The 18,955-nt window shown below is 63.1% G+C and carries 17 protein-coding genes and 1 tRNA gene; 9 read left to right on the top strand and 9 right to left on the bottom strand.

Translation table 11 applies throughout. The features are described from left to right. Positions 1–388: 388 nt before the first annotated feature. Positions 389–1,645, bottom strand: a complete 1,257-nt coding sequence (locus tag EV644_RS21710) for an MFS transporter (protein WP_132190501.1) — start codon at positions 1,643–1,645, stop codon at positions 389–391. Positions 1,646–1,701: 56 nt separating this feature from the next. Here EV644_RS21710 and EV644_RS21705 point away from each other — a divergent pair, with 56 nt between their 5' ends. Continuing rightward, complete coding sequence (locus EV644_RS21705) at positions 1,702–2,661, top strand: ArsR/SmtB family transcription factor (protein ID WP_132190500.1); 960 nt, start codon at positions 1,702–1,704, stop codon at positions 2,659–2,661. A 513-nt stretch (positions 2,662–3,174) separates the two neighbouring features. On the opposite strand, the gene EV644_RS47545 is transcribed toward EV644_RS21705, so the two are convergent. Beyond that, positions 3,175–5,940 carry a helix-turn-helix transcriptional regulator gene (locus EV644_RS47545; RefSeq protein WP_305000081.1) on the bottom strand — a complete coding sequence of 922 codons (2,766 nt, stop codon included), beginning with the start codon at positions 5,938–5,940 and terminating at the stop codon, positions 3,175–3,177. Next, positions 5,916–6,164 (bottom strand): ATP-binding protein, encoded by a 249-nt coding sequence (locus EV644_RS47835; protein ID WP_132190499.1) that lies wholly within the window; start codon positions 6,162–6,164, stop codon positions 5,916–5,918. The genes EV644_RS47545 and EV644_RS47835 overlap by 25 nt, the downstream gene beginning before the upstream one ends. Before the next feature lie 176 nt (positions 6,165–6,340). Between EV644_RS47835 and EV644_RS21690 the strand changes: the two genes are divergently transcribed. The 4 genes from EV644_RS21690 to EV644_RS21675 all read left to right on the top strand — a co-directional run bounded on the left by EV644_RS21690 (position 6,341) and on the right by EV644_RS21675 (position 10,010). After that, positions 6,341–6,661, top strand: a complete 321-nt coding sequence (locus EV644_RS21690) for a hypothetical protein (protein WP_132190498.1) — start codon at positions 6,341–6,343, stop codon at positions 6,659–6,661. 660 nt (positions 6,662–7,321) lie between these two features. Further along, positions 7,322–8,281: a thymidylate synthase gene (locus tag EV644_RS21685; RefSeq protein ID WP_132190497.1), complete on the top strand. Its 960-nt coding sequence runs from the start codon at positions 7,322–7,324 to the stop codon at positions 8,279–8,281. A gap of 17 nt (positions 8,282–8,298) precedes the next feature. Beyond that, complete coding sequence (locus EV644_RS21680; RefSeq protein ID WP_132190496.1) at positions 8,299–9,087, top strand: hypothetical protein; 789 nt, start codon at positions 8,299–8,301, stop codon at positions 9,085–9,087. Then, entirely contained in the window at positions 9,084–10,010 is a 927-nt protein-coding gene (locus EV644_RS21675; RefSeq protein WP_132190495.1) for an alpha-glutamyl/putrescinyl thymine pyrophosphorylase clade 3 protein, read from the top strand. The genes EV644_RS21680 and EV644_RS21675 overlap by 4 nt, the downstream gene beginning before the upstream one ends. On the opposite strand, the gene EV644_RS21670 is transcribed toward EV644_RS21675, so the two are convergent. Beyond that, positions 9,991–11,085: an ImmA/IrrE family metallo-endopeptidase gene (locus EV644_RS21670; RefSeq protein WP_132190494.1), complete on the bottom strand. Its 1,095-nt coding sequence runs from the start codon at positions 11,083–11,085 to the stop codon at positions 9,991–9,993. The two genes, EV644_RS21675 and EV644_RS21670, sit on opposite strands and share 20 nt — an antisense overlap. Continuing rightward, entirely contained in the window at positions 11,078–11,407 is a 330-nt protein-coding gene (locus tag EV644_RS21665) for a hypothetical protein (protein ID WP_132190493.1), read from the bottom strand. The genes EV644_RS21670 and EV644_RS21665 overlap by 8 nt, the downstream gene beginning before the upstream one ends. Positions 11,408–11,979: 572 nt before the next feature. On the opposite strand from EV644_RS21665, the gene EV644_RS45450 reads away from it, so the two are divergent. Beyond that, positions 11,980–12,444 (top strand): helix-turn-helix domain-containing protein, encoded by a 465-nt coding sequence (locus tag EV644_RS45450; RefSeq protein ID WP_241998585.1) that lies wholly within the window; start codon positions 11,980–11,982, stop codon positions 12,442–12,444. 19 nt (positions 12,445–12,463) lie between these two features. Continuing rightward, positions 12,464–13,252 carry an ISL3 family transposase gene (locus EV644_RS21660; RefSeq protein WP_241998583.1) on the top strand — a complete coding sequence of 263 codons (789 nt, stop codon included), beginning with the start codon at positions 12,464–12,466 and terminating at the stop codon, positions 13,250–13,252. Between the two features lie 60 nt (positions 13,253–13,312). On the opposite strand, the gene EV644_RS21655 is transcribed toward EV644_RS21660, so the two are convergent. The 3 genes from EV644_RS21655 to EV644_RS21645 all read right to left on the bottom strand — a co-directional run bounded on the left by EV644_RS21655 (position 13,313) and on the right by EV644_RS21645 (position 16,385). After that, positions 13,313–14,809, bottom strand: a complete 1,497-nt coding sequence (locus EV644_RS21655; RefSeq protein ID WP_132190492.1) for a hypothetical protein — start codon at positions 14,807–14,809, stop codon at positions 13,313–13,315. 50 nt (positions 14,810–14,859) lie between these two features. Beyond that, positions 14,860–15,531, bottom strand: a complete 672-nt coding sequence (locus tag EV644_RS21650; protein ID WP_132190491.1) for a hypothetical protein — start codon at positions 15,529–15,531, stop codon at positions 14,860–14,862. 766 nt (positions 15,532–16,297) lie between these two features. Further along, positions 16,298–16,385, bottom strand: a tRNA-Ser gene (locus EV644_RS21645). Between the two features lie 122 nt (positions 16,386–16,507). On the opposite strand from EV644_RS21645, the gene EV644_RS21640 reads away from it, so the two are divergent. Together EV644_RS21640 and EV644_RS21635 are read left to right on the top strand one after the other, a co-directional pair. After that, positions 16,508–17,137 (top strand): CatB-related O-acetyltransferase, encoded by a 630-nt coding sequence (locus EV644_RS21640; protein WP_132190490.1) that lies wholly within the window; start codon positions 16,508–16,510, stop codon positions 17,135–17,137. Continuing rightward, entirely contained in the window at positions 17,134–18,102 is a 969-nt protein-coding gene (locus tag EV644_RS21635; protein WP_132190489.1) for a GNAT family N-acetyltransferase, read from the top strand. Before EV644_RS21640 ends, EV644_RS21635 begins: the two co-directional genes overlap by 4 nt. Here EV644_RS21635 and EV644_RS21630 read toward each other — a convergent pair. Next, entirely contained in the window at positions 18,099–18,917 is an 819-nt protein-coding gene (locus tag EV644_RS21630; protein ID WP_132190488.1) for a TIGR03620 family F420-dependent LLM class oxidoreductase, read from the bottom strand. The genes EV644_RS21635 and EV644_RS21630 overlap by 4 nt on opposite strands. Positions 18,918–18,955 lie beyond the last annotated feature (38 nt).

The following is an 18,955-nucleotide window of genomic DNA, read 5'->3' as shown; positions in this document are numbered from 1 at the left end:
GATCCTGATTCGCCAGAACATCGCAAAGCGAGTTGGCGGCCTGCTGTGGGCGGTCCCCGGAAGCGATGAGCCCGGACAACAGGACCGAGACCCTGACGACGGCCCAGCGGCGCATTAGTCCCGCGTAGGAACAACGGAGACGGAACGACTCCGGGGCGGCTCCCAGACTGGGAGCCGCCCCGGCTTTGTCACTTCTCTCAGAGAGTCGAGACCACGCTCCGACCTGCGGTTTCGTGCCTCTCGGGAGTGGCGGAGGATACGAGATTCGAACTCGTGAGGGGTTGCCCCAACACGCTTTCCAAGACCGCGATTGTCCGGGTTCTGTCGGTGTGGTCCTGAGCTCGATCGCCGTACGTCGCAGGCACAGCTGATCATCGGGTCACTGGCATCAAGTGGAGGCGGGAGTGGTGCCGACGGGCGTGTTGCGCTGATCCCTGCGTGTGGCGGCGTGGTTCGCGACGACCGCCGTTGCGGTGCCGGTGGCTGCGAAGAGTGTGCCGAGCGCGATCCAACCTGGTGTGCCGTGGTCGATCGCGGTTGTGGTGACGACGGCGGGGGCGAGCATCAGGGCGAGTGCGTTGCCGGTTTGGCTGAGGCCTTGGTAGGCGCCGGCGCGAGTGGGGTCGGCGAGTTCGAAGGCCATGCCCCAGCCTCCTGCTTCGCCCTGCGTCTCGGCTGCAGAGGAGGCGAGAGCGGCGAGGAACAGGACGGCGACTGCTGCCGCGGCGCCGAGATGGCCTGCTACGGCGAAGAGCAGGCAGGCGATCAGCAGGAGCAGGCCCGCTCGGCGTACTGACCGCCCAGCGGTGCGCAGGTTCTGTGTGCCGCGGGAGGCACGGACCTGGAAGAGCGCTACGTAGGCGGTGTTGACGAGCAGGAGCGCGGATACAACGATGGTCGGGGCGTCGGTGTGGTCTGCAACCCATAGCGGTATCCCGACCGTTGTCAGCCCGAAATGGATCGCGAGTACGGCGTTGAGGACTGTCGAGGCGACATACGTGCGATCCCGTAGGGGGGAGCGTCCGCGTGACGCCTCGGCGCTACCGGAGGCGTCCATCCGTACAGCCAGCCCGGCGACCCTGCGGCGCAGGCCAATCAGTGGGACGGTGCCGAGGATCGTGATCGCGCCGACGAGTACCACCGTCAGGCGGTATGCCATGGTGGTGTCGGCCATCAGAGCCAGTCCCGCGAGCAGGGTGCCGACGCCGATGAGGACGTTCATCACCACCCGCAGCCGGGCCCGGACAGCGACCCGCTCCGGGCCGACATACCAACGGGCGAGCATCGTCATCTGGGCGGTGCTCAGCAGGCCGCGGGAGGCGGAGACGCAGGCCGCGACCAGGACGAAGCTGACGACGTTGCCGGCGAGGGCGTACGCCAGCAGCGAGGCTCCGTGCGCGGCCAGCGCCCACTGCTGGAGCCGATCGGCACCGCATCGGTCGCTCAGTCGCCCACCGGCGTACGACGCCAGGACGCCGACCCCTCCGGCGAGGGTGAGACCGATCCCGACGACGGCGGGAGACAGGCCGACTCCGCGGGTGAAGTACAGGGCGCTGACGGCGAAGAACATTCCACGGGACAGCGACATCGCCGTTACGGCGGAAGCGAGTGCGCGCTCAAGGGGATCGCGGAGGAGTTCAGGCACCTGACAGTTGTTGCATCCGGCGGTCCTCCGGTACCAGCGATGTAGCGTATTGCTTCATGATCGAGTACGAGCTCGCGGGCAACGACCTCGGCGAAGTGCGTTTCGCGATCTCGCCGCTGAACGAGTTGGTCCTCTCCCTGCGGACCCTGCGCGACCCCGGCCGATTCCCGCTTCAACTGCCCTGGCTGCGGGCCACCGGGCCGACGCGTGCCGGGCTCGACCTGGAACTGCTCGGCGCGTTGACGAACGAGTCGCTGTGGACGCCGGACTTCCTCACTCCGCGGCCTTACACACCGCTCGGCAGGATCGACGACGAGTTGGCGGCGCTCACGGGCACACCGGCCGGCGTCGTAGGCGCGGACCTGGCGGAGATCCATCCGGCCATGCTCCCGCCGGTACTTCGGGGTCGGCCGGACAAGGTGCTCGACCGTGTGCTGGCAGCGCTGCGGGACTACTGGGAGGCCTGTTTCGAGCCGTACTGGGCGCGTATGCGGACAGTGCTCGAGGCCGACGTCGTCTACCGCGGCCGGGTCACGGCGCAAGCCGGTCTCGCGGCGATGTTCGCAGGAATCGACCCACATGTACGCCTCGACGACACCGTCCTCCGGATACGTCTGCGCAGCGACTACTCCTACCGCACCTCGACCGCCGGTCGCGGCCTGACGCTCACTCCCTCGCTCTTCAGCCGGCGCGGATCGGTGCCGATCTCTCCCGAGGAGCCGCCGCACATCATGTACCCGGCACGCGGTCTGGGAACGCTGTGGGAGACCAAGACGACTACGCCGCCGACCGCCCTGGTGGGCCTGATCGGCCGTGTCCGTGCCCAGCTGCTGAGGCTGCTCGAGACGCCGACGTCGTCGACCGAGCTCGCCGTGCGCCTCGACGTCACGCCGAGCGCGGTCAACCAGCACCTGCGCGCACTGCGCGCGGCCGGCCTGCTCATCTCGGCTCGGCACGGCCGCTCAATCCTCTACCGCCGCTCGGACCTCGGCGACCGGGTCCTCCGCGGGGCGTAGATCATGTTTTCGGCACGCCTGGGGTTCTGACGTCAACTCGAACCCCGCGCCGCGAGAGCCCGCCGGACCGACGCGGCTGAGCGGCACGACGGGTCAGCTGAAGCCTCCTGGATCCACCTGCGCCTGGGGACAGGAGTCTGCTTGTTCTCCCACCCAGACCGGGACTCGCGGGGAGTCCGTCCTCCGTTCGCTTCTCGGCGACCCAGATGCGCCGTGACAGTGCCAGGTGCCGCTCGCAGAGTCACTGACTCTCCTTCCGGAACTCAGCGGCCGACATGCGCCAAGAGCAATCACGCCTGACCGTGGCTTCCATCACGAGCTCACCGTTTTACTCACTGGACGGCCGTGAACGATGACCCTGAGACGGAAACTGAGACGGCGTACGGCGTTCTGACTCGTCGCTTGCTCCAGCCGAGCCAGCAACCCAGGACTCAGGGGCGAAAGACCTAACCCGCTGACCGGATCGTCTACACCGTCGAGGACGGCCAGTTGGTCGTTCGGGTCCTGACAGCCTCAGAGAGGTGACGGGTAGCCGAGTCTGCTGGCCAGTGCGGCCACATCGCGTCTGGACGACGTACCGGTCTTGCGAAGCAGGTTCGAGATGTGCGCGCTGACGGTCTTCTCGCTGATGAACAAGGCAGCTGCGATCTCGGCGTACGACCGGCCGGCGACCAGATGGGCGAGGACCTCGCGCTCCCGTCGAGTCAGGGACCTGAAGGCTTCCGGGGCATCGTCGAGCGTGTCGGCCGACGAGGGGCGCGGCTCGGCGAGGGGGATCCTGGCAACCGTCGCCAGTTTCTCCACCTCGTGTCGGAGCGGGCCGGCAGACATCTCGTCGGCGAGGCGGTACGCCGATCGCAGTGGCACCGCGACGGCGGCTTTGCTCGCGCCCTCAGTGAGCAGGGCCTGTGCCCAACGGCGGGAGGCGATCGCCTCGTCCCAGCGCAGCTCGGCAGCGGCACAGCGATGTGCCGCCTCCGCCCAGAGAGTCGAGGTCTCTGACTGGGCCAGGCATCGTGCGGTCTCCGCCGCGTGGAGCGCTTCGACGGCCGGAGTGATCAGATCATCGTTCGTGATACGTGCGAACGGGGGCGGTTGGAGCTGCCGGCGCCGCTCGACGATGTCGTCGAGCGATCGTCGGGCGCGAGTGACGCCGTCACGGTCTCGGCGGTCTCGCGCGTGGTCGGCGAGGTCGGCGGCCGCGCGTGCGCTCAACATGAGCATCTCGTCGGCAACTCGTGGGCGCACGATCTGGACGACCATCGTGTCCGCGAGCAGCTCGAGGGCTTGATCCGGCCGGTCCTCGGCGAGCAGGTGTTCCGCGAGGGTCGGCGGCGCCCACAACCCCGAGCGGTGCTCGAGGTCCGGTATCAGCTCATGGAGACGCCGTACGTGCAAGCGGGCCTGGTCGAGGTCACCTCGGCGTGCGGCCAGCAGGGCTGCGGCCAGCCGGACGACAGCACGCATGGTCGCGACCCTGGCGAGAGTCAGTCCCGTACGGACGGCTTGGTCGGCCTCCGTATGGCGTCCGAGGATGAGGAGAAACCGGGCGAGATTGCCGGCGTGGAAGCCGGCCACGTTGGTGGCCCCTTCGTCGAGCGTCTCGCGCAGCCCGTCGACATCCACTTGCACGATGTCGGCAACGCGGAGTCGCGGGGCGAGGTAGGCCGTTCTGGCCCACCGGGCGTTCAGCATGCGGCCTGGGTGGCCCGTGAGCCGTGCGTGGCGAAGGGCTTCAGCGGAGTCGGCATCAGCGCGCTCGTCCTGGCCGTACGCCTCGGCCAGAGCGCGGTAGGCCAGTGTCAACGCCTCATGCGATCCTGAGCGATGGGCCGCGCGGGCGGCTTCGTCGGCGTACGGCTGCGCAGACTCGAACGACGCAGCAGTCCAGTTGTGGGCAACGCTGAGCTCAGCAAGTGCGGCGGCATACTCTGCGCTGTCTGGGAATGGCGCGGAAAGTCTGACGGCATGTTCGAGGGCCTCGAACGGGTGGCTGCTGCGCCGGCCCGTCCAGAACTCCGAGAAGGCCGCTTCTCGCACGATCCGGCTGGCCCGAAGCGGATCTCGGCGTTCGTCGACGAGCTGCAGCGAGCGGCTCCAGGCAGCGAGCGTCTCCTCGCCGTCTCCGACCAGATCCGACACGGAGGCTAGGCGCTCGAGCAGATCGAGCTCACCATCCGGCGGTTGCCCATCGGCTGCATGGACGGTTGGCCACAGGTGCGCCGCTCGGCGCAGGTGAACCGCCTCCTCGGGCAGGGCTTTCAGCTGTCTGGCGAGGTCCGCAGCGCGCAGCGACGCCTCCAGGCTCGCTGCTCGCTCGTGGGCACCCTCGTAGTGACCCGCGAGCTCGCCGACCCGGCGCAGTTCATCGATGGCTGTGCCGGTTCGGCTCTCCAGCGCCGCGGCCCATGCGGCATGGATGGGCACCGCCTCGCCCGGCACGAACGTGGCGTTCAGGACCTCGGCGAGCAGCGGGTGGCGGAACCAGCACAGCTCAGCACCCTGTGCCACGCAGATCCCGTTCTTCGTTGCTTCGACCAGCGCAACGGTCACCTTCTCGGCGTCGATGCCGCGTGCCGCGGCCACCTCGAGCAGATCGTCCACCGAGGCCGGGCGACCGCAGACCGCCAGCAGTCTCACCACCTCGCGGGACGGGTCATCCAGTCGGTGCCAAGCGGCCAGCAGCGCGCCGGTCAGCTCCGCGGGCAGATCGGCAGGCAGGTTCTGGTCCGCGGCCGTCAGCCCATGGACCAGCAGTTCCGTGAAATAGGGGTTGCCGGCCGAGCGCTGTACCACCGCGGACACGAGGTCCGGATCGGCCTGACCGCCGAGCAACAGCGACAACTGCTGCTCGGTCTCGTCGCGGCCCATTCTGGCCAGACGCAACGACGACACCGAGGGCAGCCGGTTCAGGTCGGCCAGCCAGACATTCAGCGGATCCCCGGCCGCAATTTCCTCGTCGCGGTACGTCGTCAGCACGGCCAGCCTCTGGCTGCGGAACCCGGCCACCAGATAGGTGATCGCGTCCCGCGAGGCCAGGTCGGCCCACTGGACGTCATCCACGACCAGCACGGCCGGCCGCTGCGAAACCAGCGCCTGCAGCAGTCCGTCGATCACTGGAAGCAGCCGGACCGTGCTTCGCATCGGCTGCCCGCCCAATGAGGGCAAAAGCTCGGCGGCGGCCGGAACTGCCGCCAGCGCACTGGCCCGTTCCGATGGCTCCGCCGACTCCAACCAGCCCTCCAACGCAGCGATCAGCGCGACGTACGGCGCGTCCACCGCACCAAATCGAATACCACAACCCACAGGACCGCTGCGCCACCTGCCGCCGCGTTGTCACACACAGCGCGTACCAGCCGCGTCTTACCCACGCCCGCCTCCCCGTGCACGAACACCGCACACGGTCGTCGCACGACGGCAGCGCTGATCGCCCCCGCGAGGACCTTCCCCTCCTCGACGCGGCCTGCGATACCCGGCAGCGGCGAGCCTCCAACCCCACCCATTTCAGCAGTCTCCGCCGAAACGAATCAGATGTCTGCACCACCGCGGGCCGGCCGTGCCGCGAATCTAAGGGTTCGCCCGCCGCTTCTAAGGACTCGCGCCCGATTTGGCCGTTGCGGCACAGAGCGAATCTGAAGCCAGAGCGGCAATCCCGCCGCTACGACCCATAGGGGGAGTCATGAACCGAACGCTCACAACTCTGGCCGTATCGGCACTCGCGCTTGGCACCATCGGGCTGACCGCGACCGAAGCACCGGCCCGGGTTTCCAACGACGTACCTCGGAACACCACGGTCATGCCGCACGAGCCGAAACCGCCGAACTACCCGAACTACGACCCGAGGTACGAGGTGCCTCCGGTCCAGGCTGCGACGGTCAGCAGCGCACCAGACGACAACGGTGTTGAGGTTCTGCAGGCCGGCGCGTCCGCGGTCGGCGGCGCGGCCATCGCATTCGGTGCGATGTGGCTATACCGGCGTCGCCAGGTGCCAGCCACCTAGCCACCTGCATCGGCGGCCTGCTGTGGGCCTCGACGAAGTCAGGCCGGTCGCGCTGGCGACCGGCCCACCTTCTGTTCGTCCCTCGGAGGGCCGAAACACGCTCTGACCTGCGGCTTCTCTGCTCCGGGGAGTGGCGGAGGATACGAGATTCGAACTCGTGAGGGGTTGCCCCCAACACGCTTTCCAACTCCGCCCGGCGGTGTTCGCCGTAGGTCAACAGGCTTCGCCAGCCGTACAGCGGGACTCGAACTGGTTCGCGAACGCCAGCGAACGCCAACGAATGAGACCGCAACTGAGACCGCCGCTCGCCATCAGCCCTCGGCAGCCTCAGGTGCGTCGTTGGGCCGCGCGCTGCGCGGCGAGCCTTCTAGGCTCAGCCACCACTTGGCCGACTGGTGCCTCGCCGAGTCGCCTCTGACAAATGAAATATGGCCGGCCGTTCCGTCCGACAGGCCGAAGAAACATCGGTGCATCAATGCGAGCGTCCTCCTGGTGGCTTGAGCATCTAAAGATGACCTAATGCCCCTGAGAGGCGCCGGAGTCACGACACGCCGATATCAGATTGTGTTGCTCCTCCCATTTCTGAGTAAGTAGGCATATCATGACTTCAAGGAAATAAGCAAAGCCAATTATCCGCGCTACCCGAATGGGAGGAAGGACATGGTTCTCGTACTTCGAGCTGGGACTCTCGACGACCTTCTGCGCGAGGCAATTCAAACAATCTTGAACGATGGCGAACTGACGAACCCCACAAAAGGTCCTGCGCTGGATGTATGTGGCGCTGCGCTAACGCTCGATAATCCGTTGGCCCGGCTTAGTCGGAGCGAAGGTCGGGGACGTCTATTTAGTTCCCTTGGGGAATTATGTTGGTATCTGTCCGGGCATAATGATCTAGATCACATCGCCTACTATATTTCCGCCTACTCCAAGTTTGCTGAAGAAGGTGTAATCCATGGAGGGTACGGCCCCCGTCTATTCGCCTTCGATGGGGTCAATCAGGTCGAATATGTCGTGAACACCCTGCGAGAAAAGCCGTCTAGCCGGCGCGCTGTGATTCAGTTGTTCGATCACTCGGATGTCGCAGAGCATCATGAGGATGTGCCGTGCACTTGCACGATGCAATTTCTCATCAGGGGCAATAAATTGCAGTTGATCACTTATATGCGTTCAAGTGACACATGGCTCGGGCTTCCGCACGATGTGTTCTGTTTTACGATGCTTCAAGAGCTCATTGCGCGGTCGTTATCGTTGCCTGTTGGCTCCTATACGCATTTCACGGGCAGTCTCCATCTGTATCAAAAGGATGTCTCTGCCGCCAAAGCATTTCTTGCCGAGGGGTGGCAGTCGACCCAGTCGCAAATGCCTGAGATGCCTCAAGGGGACCAATGGCCGGCCGTCGAGAAGCTGATCCATACAGAGGAACTTCTCAGATCTGGCGATGGGCTGGTTGCTGAGATGCTAGATGGACCCACGTACTGGGCTGACTTGGCGCGACTTCTAGCAATATATGCCTTAATTAAGCAGCGCAAAGTTGGTGATGTTGCTGCTATCGGGGAGACTATGGATAACTCGATCTACGATGTCTTTGTTCAAGATAAGCTTGGAAACATAATGAGGTAGAGAAGATGTATTCGGCTATGTCGACGTTTATCGATCGCTTGGATTCGGGGCGCGTCGGCGGGACAAGCGTCATTCCATGGAGCTGTCCGGTTCCTTTCTTTGGTGATCTTGAGACGGCTAGAATTGCTACCGTAGGAATCAATCCCAGCAATCGAGAGTTCGTTGATTCGCGAGGCTTTGAGCTTAACGATTCAGATAGAAGGCTGCCGACCTTGAAATCGCTCGACTGCGAGCGATGGGCGGAGGTCAACGGCATGCATCTCCGTGACATCGTCAATGCATGCCGTCGCTATTTCCGCACCAACCCCTATGATCGATGGTTTAGAATCTTGGAAGAGGTGCTGAAGCCGAGCGGCGCCACTTTCTATGGCGCGCATCCGACGGCCTGCCATCTTGACCTCGTTCCGTATGCCACATCCAACAAATGGGGAAGTCTTCCACCTGCTGAGCAACGACTGTTGTTGAGTGAAACGCATGACGCACTGGGACTACTCCTGCGCAATTCAGATATCGAAGTTCTTGTCTTAAATGGCCGATCTGTTATCAAACACTTCGAATTGATGACTGGTTGCAACCTTGAGGTTGAGTGGAGGGACGACTGGTCATTGCCGCGTGGTCGGGGGGCTGCCGTCTCGGGGTACGCCTATATGGGCTCGGTTGAGGTCATCGGTGGTGTCCGATTGCTGGAGCCAATGCGGGTACTTGGGTACAACCACAACCTGCAGAGCAGTTTTGGGGTTACATCAGATGTCATATCCCGAATTGGTGCATGGGCTGGCAAGTCTGCACAGTTGGATACACTATGAGACCCGCCGATCGTGCGGAGGCGGATAGGCTCCTTGCGTGCCTCGATCGCTTTGAGGACGAGAGATATCCACTTCCGGGGATAAAGTCACCCGCGACTCGGGATGCTCTGGTCGAGCAGATAATCGATAGCGAGCGACGCAATAGATACATTCAACGTGTTCGTCAGCTGGAGCTTTCACCTGCCGGGGCGGATCCAGCCAGTGATGCGTTCGACCCGCTCAAGGCGGCAATCCTGAACGATCGCGGCGGCAATTTCGAGGAGGCCTGCTGGATGGTCTTCTTGTATGTGCACTTTGGTAAGCATCTGCGGGCAGAGTGGAGGTACGCCCGCGAAGTGTATGGAAAGCTCGGTCAAGGTGGGCGGTGGGATTGGGTGAGCGTGGTGGCCGATACGGGCGAGTTTCGGCGGTGGTTAGATGACAATAAGGCGGAGCTACAGCGGCCGGGAGTTCCCCGTGGATTCGGAAACCATAGAAAGTATGAGAGTCTGACCGGCTCGACACGTTCTGGAACTGGGGAGGTGGTGTCTACATATGTTCAATGGGTAGTGGCCGCGGGTTCCCATGCGGACCTCTTCGGAGCTGTGGAGGCGTTGGATCCGACAACGGGATTCGATGTTCTCTACAAATCGATGGCGAAGGTTAGTCGCTTTGGACGTGTCGCACGCTTTGACTATCTGTCCTTGGTCAGCAAGCTAGAACTCGCCAACATCGTGCCAGCACACACCTATCTCATAGGAGCTACTGGCCCGCTTTACGGGGCGCAGTTGCTACTCGGGCGTTCGAAGCGTCTAAGTAGCCGAGAGTGCCAGGACGGTATTGAGGAGTTAGAGAAATACCTCAACGTCGGCCCGGATGTCCTGGAGGACTCGCTATGTAATTGGCAGAAGAGCCCGGCGACGTTTAGGCGATTTCGAGGTTAGACCCATTCCACCGATATCGTCGCTTTAGGCTGTTAAGCTGATCGTATCCAAGCATTCCATTGTGCTGAAGTTGCCCGACTACAATCCCCGGCGCTACGCCAGCTGCTCTGCTTGCTCGGATAACATCTCTTGTGGTTATACGCCCACTTGGCAGCATTTCAAGCAAAGATCGCGGGCAGAGAATATCTTCCGCGAACTTGTCAGCCTCGCGCTCAACATCTGAAGCGGCCGGACTCCCTGGCGCCAATTCATCGACGAATACCAGACCAGGATCGTGCAGGAGGGCGTGTGCTGCCTCGTGGAAGAAGGTGAACCAGAGGTGATCGTCCGATCGGTGTCGACCGCTTAGGACGAGGAGTGGGTTGCCGGACCCCAGGCGGCGTGCCACCCCACTCGCTGGACAACCTTGAGGGCTGCGGACGACGACAATCGCGACGCCCGCGCTCGCGCAGAGCGTCGTGAGTGCCGGCAGGAAGATGGCCGGATCCTTCTCTCTGGTCAGACTCTTGGCGTCAGCCAGCACGTCTCGGAACCTAGCTGGGTTCCACCGCCCAACATTGAGGTGCTGGGCTTCGACCTCGCCTTGGCGAAGCCAAACCGCAACTGCTGCTTCGTCCGTTCGGATCTTTGGTGAGGTTCGGAATTTGGCGGTTGCGAGCAGGGACCCATAGGTGTCGTCCCAGGTGCGGAGATCGGGGACACCGAAGAACTGCAAGCAAGCATCGAGGCGCTCATGCCAGTCAGAGGTCTTCGGCAGCCAGCCAAGTTTTCGCATCTCTGCTGTAGGCAAAGATTCCGCCCAGCGGTCGGCGTTGACACGATCCAGATCGTCTCTGTACTGCGCATCACGAGACATCCAGAACTGAGTAGTAGCCCCGATAGTGTCGGCAAGCCGTCGGCCAAGTTCGAGCGAGATCGGCTCAGCACCGTCCAGGAGTCCGGAGGCACGCTCCGGTGAGCACGCCATCATGTCTGCAAACTGGGTCAGGGATAGGCCGCGCTCGTCCAGAGCCTCTCGGATTGTGTCGCCTGGGGGGGAAGCCCAACGCGGGGCGAACGTCGCGTTGCTAGGCATCGCTCTCGCTCCTCTCGATCGTGAGGATCTTCAGGCGGCGAACTCGCTGCCAATCTACTGCGCCGGTGGCCTGTAGGGGGCATATTCGGTGATTCGCCGCACAGGTGAGCACATAGTTCGCTGCGAGCGTCATCCGTACGAGGGGCGCCGTGGGGTCGAAATCAGGTCGGCCAACAACCAGATCAAGCACTGAGTCTGCTGCATGGAGGTCTGCCAGACGCCGTTTGAGTGCATCGACAACCTCTCCTGGCAGCTTCTTTGCGGCGACGTCGTCCTCTTCGCAGAGGGTCCTGAGCGCACGGGTCTCGAATGCAAGCTCCATCGCTAGGCGATGTGCTTAGGGGGATCTGTCCACCGCACCCGGATCATCCGTCCGCACCCGTCCTTTCCAGGGATCACCAGCTGGCTGCGAGTCAGCGTACCGATTTGGTCCTAGGACCGCCCGTCTGGGGCCACAATTGCCCCTGGGTCATTGCGGGGTCTGGCTATCGCAGCAGCGGGCGTTTGCATCTCGGGGACGCGGTCGCAGCGGATCTGGTCGTTCGGGTAGAGCAGTCTCATGACATTGGCGTACTGCTGAGCCAACGCGGCCGGCGCTGTGTGGGTGTCGATGACAAAGCCGTCGCGGATCACGTGTACTTGGTATTGCCTCTGGTTGCTCATGTCGTGGATCTCAGCTTCTGCTGTTCGAATTGGCGGTATCTGCGGGTCGACATTTGGGGCTCTTCGGAGTTGAGCGTGGGTGAGTCGCTCGTCACTGTCGGCGTGGCGTTGCCGGGGAAGGGGTCAGGGCCTTCACGATCAGCAGCGACCAAGCAGCTGACAAGAGAAGACCCTGACGTGTCTCACTGTACGTGTGAGTCCGGTGCGTTGTGGTGCGCCCGGACCGATGAAGTGTTCGGTGTCGAGGGCGTGCATGTCCTCGCCGCGACTCGCCGCGACGACGGCACGCTGGTGCTCGAGGTGGAGACCGACCAGGTGCTGGCGGGCTGCGTCTCGTGCGGGGTGGTGGCGGTCGGGCACGGCCGCCGTGTGGTGCGGCTGCATGATGCGCCGTGTTTCGGGCGGCCGGTGCTGGTGCGGTGGCGCAAGCGCATCTGGCGGTGCGCCGAGCAGGCCTGTCCGGTCTCGACCTGGTCCGAAGACCACGCCTATGCCGCCAGGCGGTCCAAGCTCACGGCGCGGGCGATCGCGTGGGCCACGGACGCGTTGCGGCACGACGACACCACCGTCTCGGCGATCGCCCGGCACCTAGGCGTGGACTGGCACACCGCCTGGGCGGCGATCAAGACCGAGGCCACCCGGCGGGTCAGCAGACCCGAACGGCTGAAGGGGGGTGAAGACGCTGGGGGTCGATGAGCACATCTGGCGTCCCTCGATGCGCGCCAGCAACAAGGCGGTCACGATCATGGTCGACCTGACCCGCGACGAGAACGGCTGCCTGCATGCCCGCCTGCTGGACGCGGTCGAGGGCCGCTCCGGCACGGTCTACGCCGACTGGCTCAAGAACGAAGGGCTCGAGGTCACCGTGAGCGTCGAGCACGCCGCCCTGGACCCGTTCCGCGGCTATGCCAACGCGATCCGCGACGAGCTGCCCGACGCCGTCGCCGTGCTCGATGCGTTCCATGTTGTGAAGCTCGGCTCGACCGCGATCGATGATGTCCGCCGCCGGGTGCAACAGGAGACCCTGGGCCGACGAGGCTTGAAGGACGACCCGCTGTATCGGATCCGGCGGACCCTGATGACCGGAATCGAGCATCTCACCGGCCAGCAGAAGGCTAGGCTCGATCGGCACCTTCGGGTCGGTGACCCGAACGGCGAGGTCCACCTCGGATGGCAGGTCTACCAGCGGCTCCGAGCGATCTACCACGCCAGCACCCCAGAGGCCGGACGCCGGCTCGCCGAGCAGATCATCGACACCCTCCACACCTGCCCCATTCCCGAACTGGCCCGGCTCGGACGGACTCTGCGCCAGTGGCGCAAGCAGATCCTGGCCTACTTCGACACCGGCGGGGTCAACAACGGCGGCACCGAGGCGATCAACGGAGTCATCGAGAAGACCCGACGACTCGCCCACGGCTTCCGCAACTTCACCAACTACCGACTACGCGTCCTGCTCGCCGCAGACGGAACCCGTCCCTACCGGCGAACCCCAAACCTCGCCTGATTCCGAAGAGCCGTATATCCCATCGGTTCCTTTGCCGTCACGGTGTCCCAGCCTCTAACGTCAGCGCGGAAGGCGGAAAATCTGGACCTTCAGGTCCCCCGTTAGATCTACAGCTGTTTTTGGCACCCCTGCTAGGGGATCTCGAAGAAGGTGTATGAATTCGTCGCCCACGGCCGCGATATAGCAGCCGTGGTCGATGGCGAACCCATCGTATAGAATGCCTGGATTTTCCGATTCAGAAATGCCCTTAACCAATCGATGCAGCACCCGGTGTTCGTAGAGCTCCATGATGCGTGGATCGGTGGCGTCGCCGTCTTGTCGAAGGTAAAAGAACCGGGAACGACGCATGCCAAGCACTTCGTTGAGTATTGTGGTAAGCACCTTTCGGCTTGGCGAAGGCAAGTTTTTGCCTGTCTTGCTCGTGAGGTAGTAGTCGCGCGCGGCGCCGCGAAGGTGCCTGACTCCTAATGGAGAGCTGCCCGCGCGCAGTGCGGCGGACGACAGAATATTCAGAGCATCCCGCGGCACTCCCTCAAAAGATATCGTGAATTCATCGAACGAATCCTGGCCGGCGAAAGCAATATTTCTTAGACGGTTAGCTGCATCGGCCATGTTAAAGTTCTGATCAATGGCTGCTCGATCGCTAATGCCGATATGGCGCAGAATCATCTCTGCGATAAATCCTTCAGTTCGACCCTGTCCTTTTAACATGGAGGCCAGGTGATCATCTAAGTTGAGTACTGAGGAAACATCGGCGCTTAAGTCGATTCCGAGGTAGCCTCCCTGTTCGAAGCGTTCCTCAAAAACAGACGCAGCCTCTGTTGCAGCGATCTTCACGACGACATTGCGCAGAGGGAAGATCGCGCGGCGAAGTAGATCTGCCAAGATCGGCTGCAGATCGACTGGAACCGTCGCCCATTCATCTATGATGATCCAGGCCCGGCGGGGCCCTAGCTCGGCGGCCAATGCGCCCCACGCCGACGCCAGAGACCCAAATACAATGTGTGGGCGGGCGGAGCCGCGAACTATAGATTTTGAACTTCCGCTTTGACTCCGCTTCTTTGTGGATGTTTTCTGCAATTTTACCGCTGGGCGCGGCAATTCGATTCCGAAGTTGCTTGTCGAGTCTTCCGAATCGGCCACCGTTTTGGAGACCTCGCGTTCGACATCTCCTATTACTTCCACTGACGCTGCGGCGTCTGTCAGCGGATCCAGGAGGTTGAGCAATCCGCCAAATCGATCATCAGGATCTTCGACCGCCGCGTGCCACAGCACTTCGTTGACGCGTTCAAAGATGTCCGCCAATAACTGAGTGCCTCGCCGGGAGATCGGCAGTCGAGGGTCGCCGTATATGCCTCCGGTCGACCCTAGTTGCCGCATGTCAATGAAGATTACCAGATCACCAGCCCTCTTCAATTTGCTGGCCATATTCATCAAAGCATGAGTTTTGCCTGTGCCGCGCCTGCCCAGAATAATTTGATGACTGGGTATTTCAAGTGCGTCGCTGAAATTCTCTAGCTCGGCGAATGATTTCTCGGCGTCGTCCCATGATTCCATTTCCGCTCTGGGGGATATCCTCATGAGGAGTCTGTTGATACTCCGATTATCTACCATGATGCTACCTCTCGCCGAGCACGTATTGTGTTGCCGGAGCCATTTTCTGTCGTCGAATTTCCATTAAGCCTTGAGCAGATCTTTACTGATGCCGACTTGAAAGCGTCGACAAGGTGTCGCGGTGGTGGCCGATCCGAAGAAATGCTGTGATACAAGGCGGCCTCCAGTAGTACTTTTTCACTGGGGAGGAGGAACCGCATCGCCTGCTCTACGTCGGCCATCCCTATTACTAGATCGAAGGCCGCCCTCGATGTCATGTACTGCGGTGGTGCAGTTGCGATCGCTGTATCGCTGGCCAACGGCTCTAGATCCCAGTCGAGGTATTGTGCCGCCGTGCGATGTGCGATGGAGGTAGTGTGGCCTTCCGCTATCATGTGCAGCAAGAAAGCCACTTCCGCAGGGAAATAGAAATAGGCGTCAGTGTCTTCAGATTGATTGGCGCGACGCGGCCTCGTGGCCGCATAGCTGCGCCGGTATCTTACAGCTAGATGTTCTGCAACGAGTGAGATCGCTCGCGCATGACCGCCGGGTTGGAAATCGCGAATTCGCGTGCCGAAAATGGCGATAATCGCGTAGAGATTATCTTCGATATATTCAGCTGTGACAGGCGGATTTCTTGTCGCCGAGGCGCGAGCACTGGATTTGATTGTGTCGTCAAGATTCATTCGAGGTGCCCCCACCTACCCTGACGCAATTTTGTGATTAGCCACGGCGCTTCCCCGGCCATGAGCAGTGCTTACTTCGGCGAGTTTGCGGGAGCTGGCGCAGCTTGTCAATGTGCGAGCTTGACCAATCGCGGATCCGGAGGCGGGGCTTGCGATGTTGGATGTCGTCGTTGTGGAGTTCAGTTGGCTAGCGACGTGAGTGCACCGCGGTGAAGCTTTGGCCGGCCCGCTGGCTCAGGACTGCGACGAAGTCATCACGAACCGCCCTATCGTGAATTGGCTAGAGGCTCTGACGATTCGAACGCTCTCGCCATCTGCCGAACAGCGGGGGCGCTTGGCGAGTTGAAGATTTTTCAGCGGCGAGAGTCGCAGTCGCCATAGGGACACCTGGTGTGGAGCATCGGTCCATCGCAAGGTGCCTCGTGTGCCTGGCACCCTGATGAGTGCGAGCCTGCGACCGTGTCAACTCCATGGCCGTAGTGAGATGACGGAATTGGGAGGAGAGCGCATCCACGGAATCTCGATCACCTGCGACAAGTGTCGGCGGTGCATCCGAGTGTCTGTTCGAACAGCTCCAGGAGGATCACTGATTGAGCCCCGTTGGGCGAATGGAAGTCAGGCGAACCTTGAATGAGACCAGAACTGAGACCACAGACAGAACCGGCCCGGTCGCTGATGCGGCCGGGCCGGTTCCACTTCGTTCCCTCTGAGTGCCGATACTGCGCTCTGACCAGCGGAAACACCGGTCGATCGGCCGCTCGGAGAGTGGCGGAGGATACGAGATTCGAACTCGTGAGGGGTTGCCCCCAACACGCTTTCCAAGCGTGCGCCCTAGGCCTCTAGGCGAATCCTCCAAGGCGAGAGGATACGCGAGACAGGGGTGGGGGGTGAAATCGGGGGTTGGGAGGGGCCGCGGAGCCTGAGGTGGGTGGTAAAGGGGAGGAAGAGGGGCCGGGCGGGGTTTTAGGGTCGGGGCATGGAGAGTGGGCCGGATCCTGGGCAGACGTATCCGATGGCTGGGGTTGAGCGGGTGGTGTTGCTCAAGCCGCTGGTCGAGTCGGAGCTGGTCGAGGTGGGGGAGTTCACGTACTACGACGATCCCGTGGCGCCGGAGGCGTTCGTGGAGAACGTGCTGTACCACTACGGGCCCGAGAAGCTTCGGATCGGGAAGTACTGCGCGCTGGGCACGGGGACGACGTTCATCATGAACGGGGCCAACCATCGGATGGACGGGCCGTCGACGTTCCCGTTCCCGATCATGGGTGGTGCGTGGGCGGAGCACTTCGACCTGATCACCGGGCTGCCTGGGCGCGGGGACACCGTGGTGGGGAACGACGTCTGGTTCGGGTACGGCGCGATGGTGATGCCGGGAGTGCGGATCGGGCACGGGGCGATCGTGGCGTCGGGTGCGGTGGTGGTCGACGAGGTACCGGACTACGCGATCGTCGGGGGCAACCCCGCCAAGGTGATCCGCAAACGCTTCAGCGACGAGGAGATCGCCCGGCTGCTCGCGGTCGCCTGGTGGGACTGGGCGCCCGAGAAGGTGACCAGGAACGTCCGCAAAATCATGGCCGGCAGTGTCACCGAATTGGAGGAGGCAGAGTGAGGCTGCGGGAGATCACGCCGGAAGAGGTCGCCGAACTCCAGGAGTTGATCGAGTCCGATCCGGGCTACACCGAACGCATCACGGGCTATCCGCCAGGCCCGGCAGATGCGCAGAGCCTCCTGATGATGCGGCCCGAGGGACTGCCCGAGGACGCGAAGGTGGTGCTCGGCGCTTGGGAAGGGGATCAACTCGTCGCGGTGATCGACCTGCTCAACGGATACCCGGACGACCGTACGGCGTACATCGGGCTGCTGGAGGTCCACAAGAACCACCAGGGCCGCGGAGTGGGCGCGGCGGCGTACAGGTTGCTCGAGGAGTACCTCGGGAGCGACTGGTGGAGGCTCAGGCTGGCGGTGGTGGATACCAATGCCGAGCAGGCCGCGGGGTTCTGGAGCAGGCAGGGGTTCGAGCCGACCGGCGAGGCGAAGCCGTACACCTACGACAAGCTCGAGAGCACGGTGCGGCTGTACGAGAAGCAGCTCACCTGGTCGCATCCGGGTCTCGAGGTACGGCGGTCCGGTATCGCCGGGCAGGGGTTGTTCGCCACCAAGGCGATCAGCAAGGGCGAGGTGGTCTCCCGGCTGGCTGGGCGGAAGGTGAGCACGGCCGAACTCCGGGAACTGCTGGAGAATCCGCCGGTGGACACGATCACCCTGGCCGACGACGAGCATCTGGTTCTTCCCAATGATCCGCGGCCGACTATTGCCTATGGCAACCACAGCTGTGATCCGAACCTCTGGTGGATCGACGCCGTCACCCTCGAGGCTTGCCGGGACATCGCACCGGGCGAGGAGATCACCAGCGACTACGGCACGAGCACCGGCACCGACTTCGAGATGGCGTGCAACTGCGGTTCATCGCTGTGCCGGGGGAAGATCACGGGCGAGGACTGGCAGCGTGAGGAGCTGCGGGCGCGGTACGGCGATCACTGGATCCCCGCGCTGCTCAACAGGATCAGGGGCTAGGAGAGTACGGCGTCCGCCAGCGCGCGCCACTGGTCGATCGGCTGGGGGCCGGTGACGCCGGTGATCACGTTGATGGCGACGTGGTTCGCGCCGGCGTCGAGGTGTTCGGTCAGCTTCGCGGCGATGTCGGCCGGCGTACCCCAGGCGGCAAGCGAATCGACCACGTGATCGGGCAGTTCGGCGATCTCCTCGTCGGTGAATCCCTGCCGCTTCAGCGAGGCGAGGTAGCTGGGGATCCGCGGGAAGAAACTGATCGTTCCCCTCGCGATCGCCCGGGCGCGGTCGGCGTCGGTCTCTACGACCGCGAGGTGGGAGACCGCGAGCAGCTTGTCCGGGCCGAGCGTCTTGCGGGCCTCGGTCGTGTACTCGGACCGGATGAGGAAGGGATATGCGCCGGCCGTGCGGTCGCGTGCCAGCTCGAGCATCCGCGGGCCGAGCGCAGCCAGCAGACGGTGGTCGATCGGTACTGCGGTCAGCTGGTCGAGATAGTTGTTCAGGATGCCGAGTGGTCGCGGGCCGTGCGCGCCGCCGAGGCCGACGGTAAAGAGTCCGGGCGCCTGAGCCTCTAGCTGCTGGTACGTCGTGCTGACGTCGGTCGCACTGTATCTGTCGACGGCGAGGATGCCGCTGACGAACCTGATGGTCTCGGTCGCATGGATCAGGTCGACGATGGTCTGCAGTCCGGGCAACGGGCCGCCGGACAGCCAGATCGCTGGATAGCCGAGCTCCTCCGCGGCAGCCGCTGCCGCCAGTGACTCGGGGCTGCTGTCCAACCCGGTGGTGATCCCGAACCGGCCGAAGTCGAGGTTTCCCATACAACCGCCAACTCTCGGTGGAGCTGCTCTATTCCGGC

Origin of the sequence: Kribbella orskensis, from assembly GCF_004342085.1 — a bacterium.
Lineage (GTDB): Bacteria > Actinomycetota > Actinomycetes > Propionibacteriales > Kribbellaceae > Kribbella > Kribbella orskensis.
The sequence above is the reverse complement of the archived record's forward strand: the minus strand, read 5'-3'. Positions and strand labels throughout refer to the sequence as shown.

Bases quoted from the DNA above. Each gene is read 5' to 3' on its own strand.
- EV644_RS21705 (WP_132190500.1), top strand. From the start codon at position 1,702: ATGATCGAGTACGAGCTCGCGGGCAACGACCTCGGCGAAGTGCGTTTC.
- EV644_RS47835 (WP_132190499.1), bottom strand. From the start codon at position 6,164: ATGGGTGGGGTTGGAGGCTCGCCGCTGCCGGGTATCGCAGGCCGCGTC.
- EV644_RS21690 (WP_132190498.1), top strand. From the start codon at position 6,341: ATGAACCGAACGCTCACAACTCTGGCCGTATCGGCACTCGCGCTTGGC.
- EV644_RS21685 (WP_132190497.1), top strand. From the start codon at position 7,322: ATGGTTCTCGTACTTCGAGCTGGGACTCTCGACGACCTTCTGCGCGAG.
- EV644_RS21680 (WP_132190496.1), top strand. From the start codon at position 8,299: ATGTCGACGTTTATCGATCGCTTGGATTCGGGGCGCGTCGGCGGGACA.
- EV644_RS21675 (WP_132190495.1), top strand. From the start codon at position 9,084: ATGAGACCCGCCGATCGTGCGGAGGCGGATAGGCTCCTTGCGTGCCTC.
- EV644_RS21670 (WP_132190494.1), bottom strand. From the start codon at position 11,085: ATGCCTAGCAACGCGACGTTCGCCCCGCGTTGGGCTTCCCCCCCAGGC.
- EV644_RS21665 (WP_132190493.1), bottom strand. From the start codon at position 11,407: ATGGAGCTTGCATTCGAGACCCGTGCGCTCAGGACCCTCTGCGAAGAG.
- EV644_RS21660 (WP_241998583.1), top strand. From the start codon at position 12,464: ATGCGCGCCAGCAACAAGGCGGTCACGATCATGGTCGACCTGACCCGC.
- EV644_RS21655 (WP_132190492.1), bottom strand. From the start codon at position 14,809: ATGGAATCATGGGACGACGCCGAGAAATCATTCGCCGAGCTAGAGAAT.
- EV644_RS21650 (WP_132190491.1), bottom strand. From the start codon at position 15,531: ATGAATCTTGACGACACAATCAAATCCAGTGCTCGCGCCTCGGCGACA.
- EV644_RS21640 (WP_132190490.1), top strand. From the start codon at position 16,508: ATGGAGAGTGGGCCGGATCCTGGGCAGACGTATCCGATGGCTGGGGTT.
- EV644_RS21630 (WP_132190488.1), bottom strand. From the start codon at position 18,917: ATGGGAAACCTCGACTTCGGCCGGTTCGGGATCACCACCGGGTTGGAC.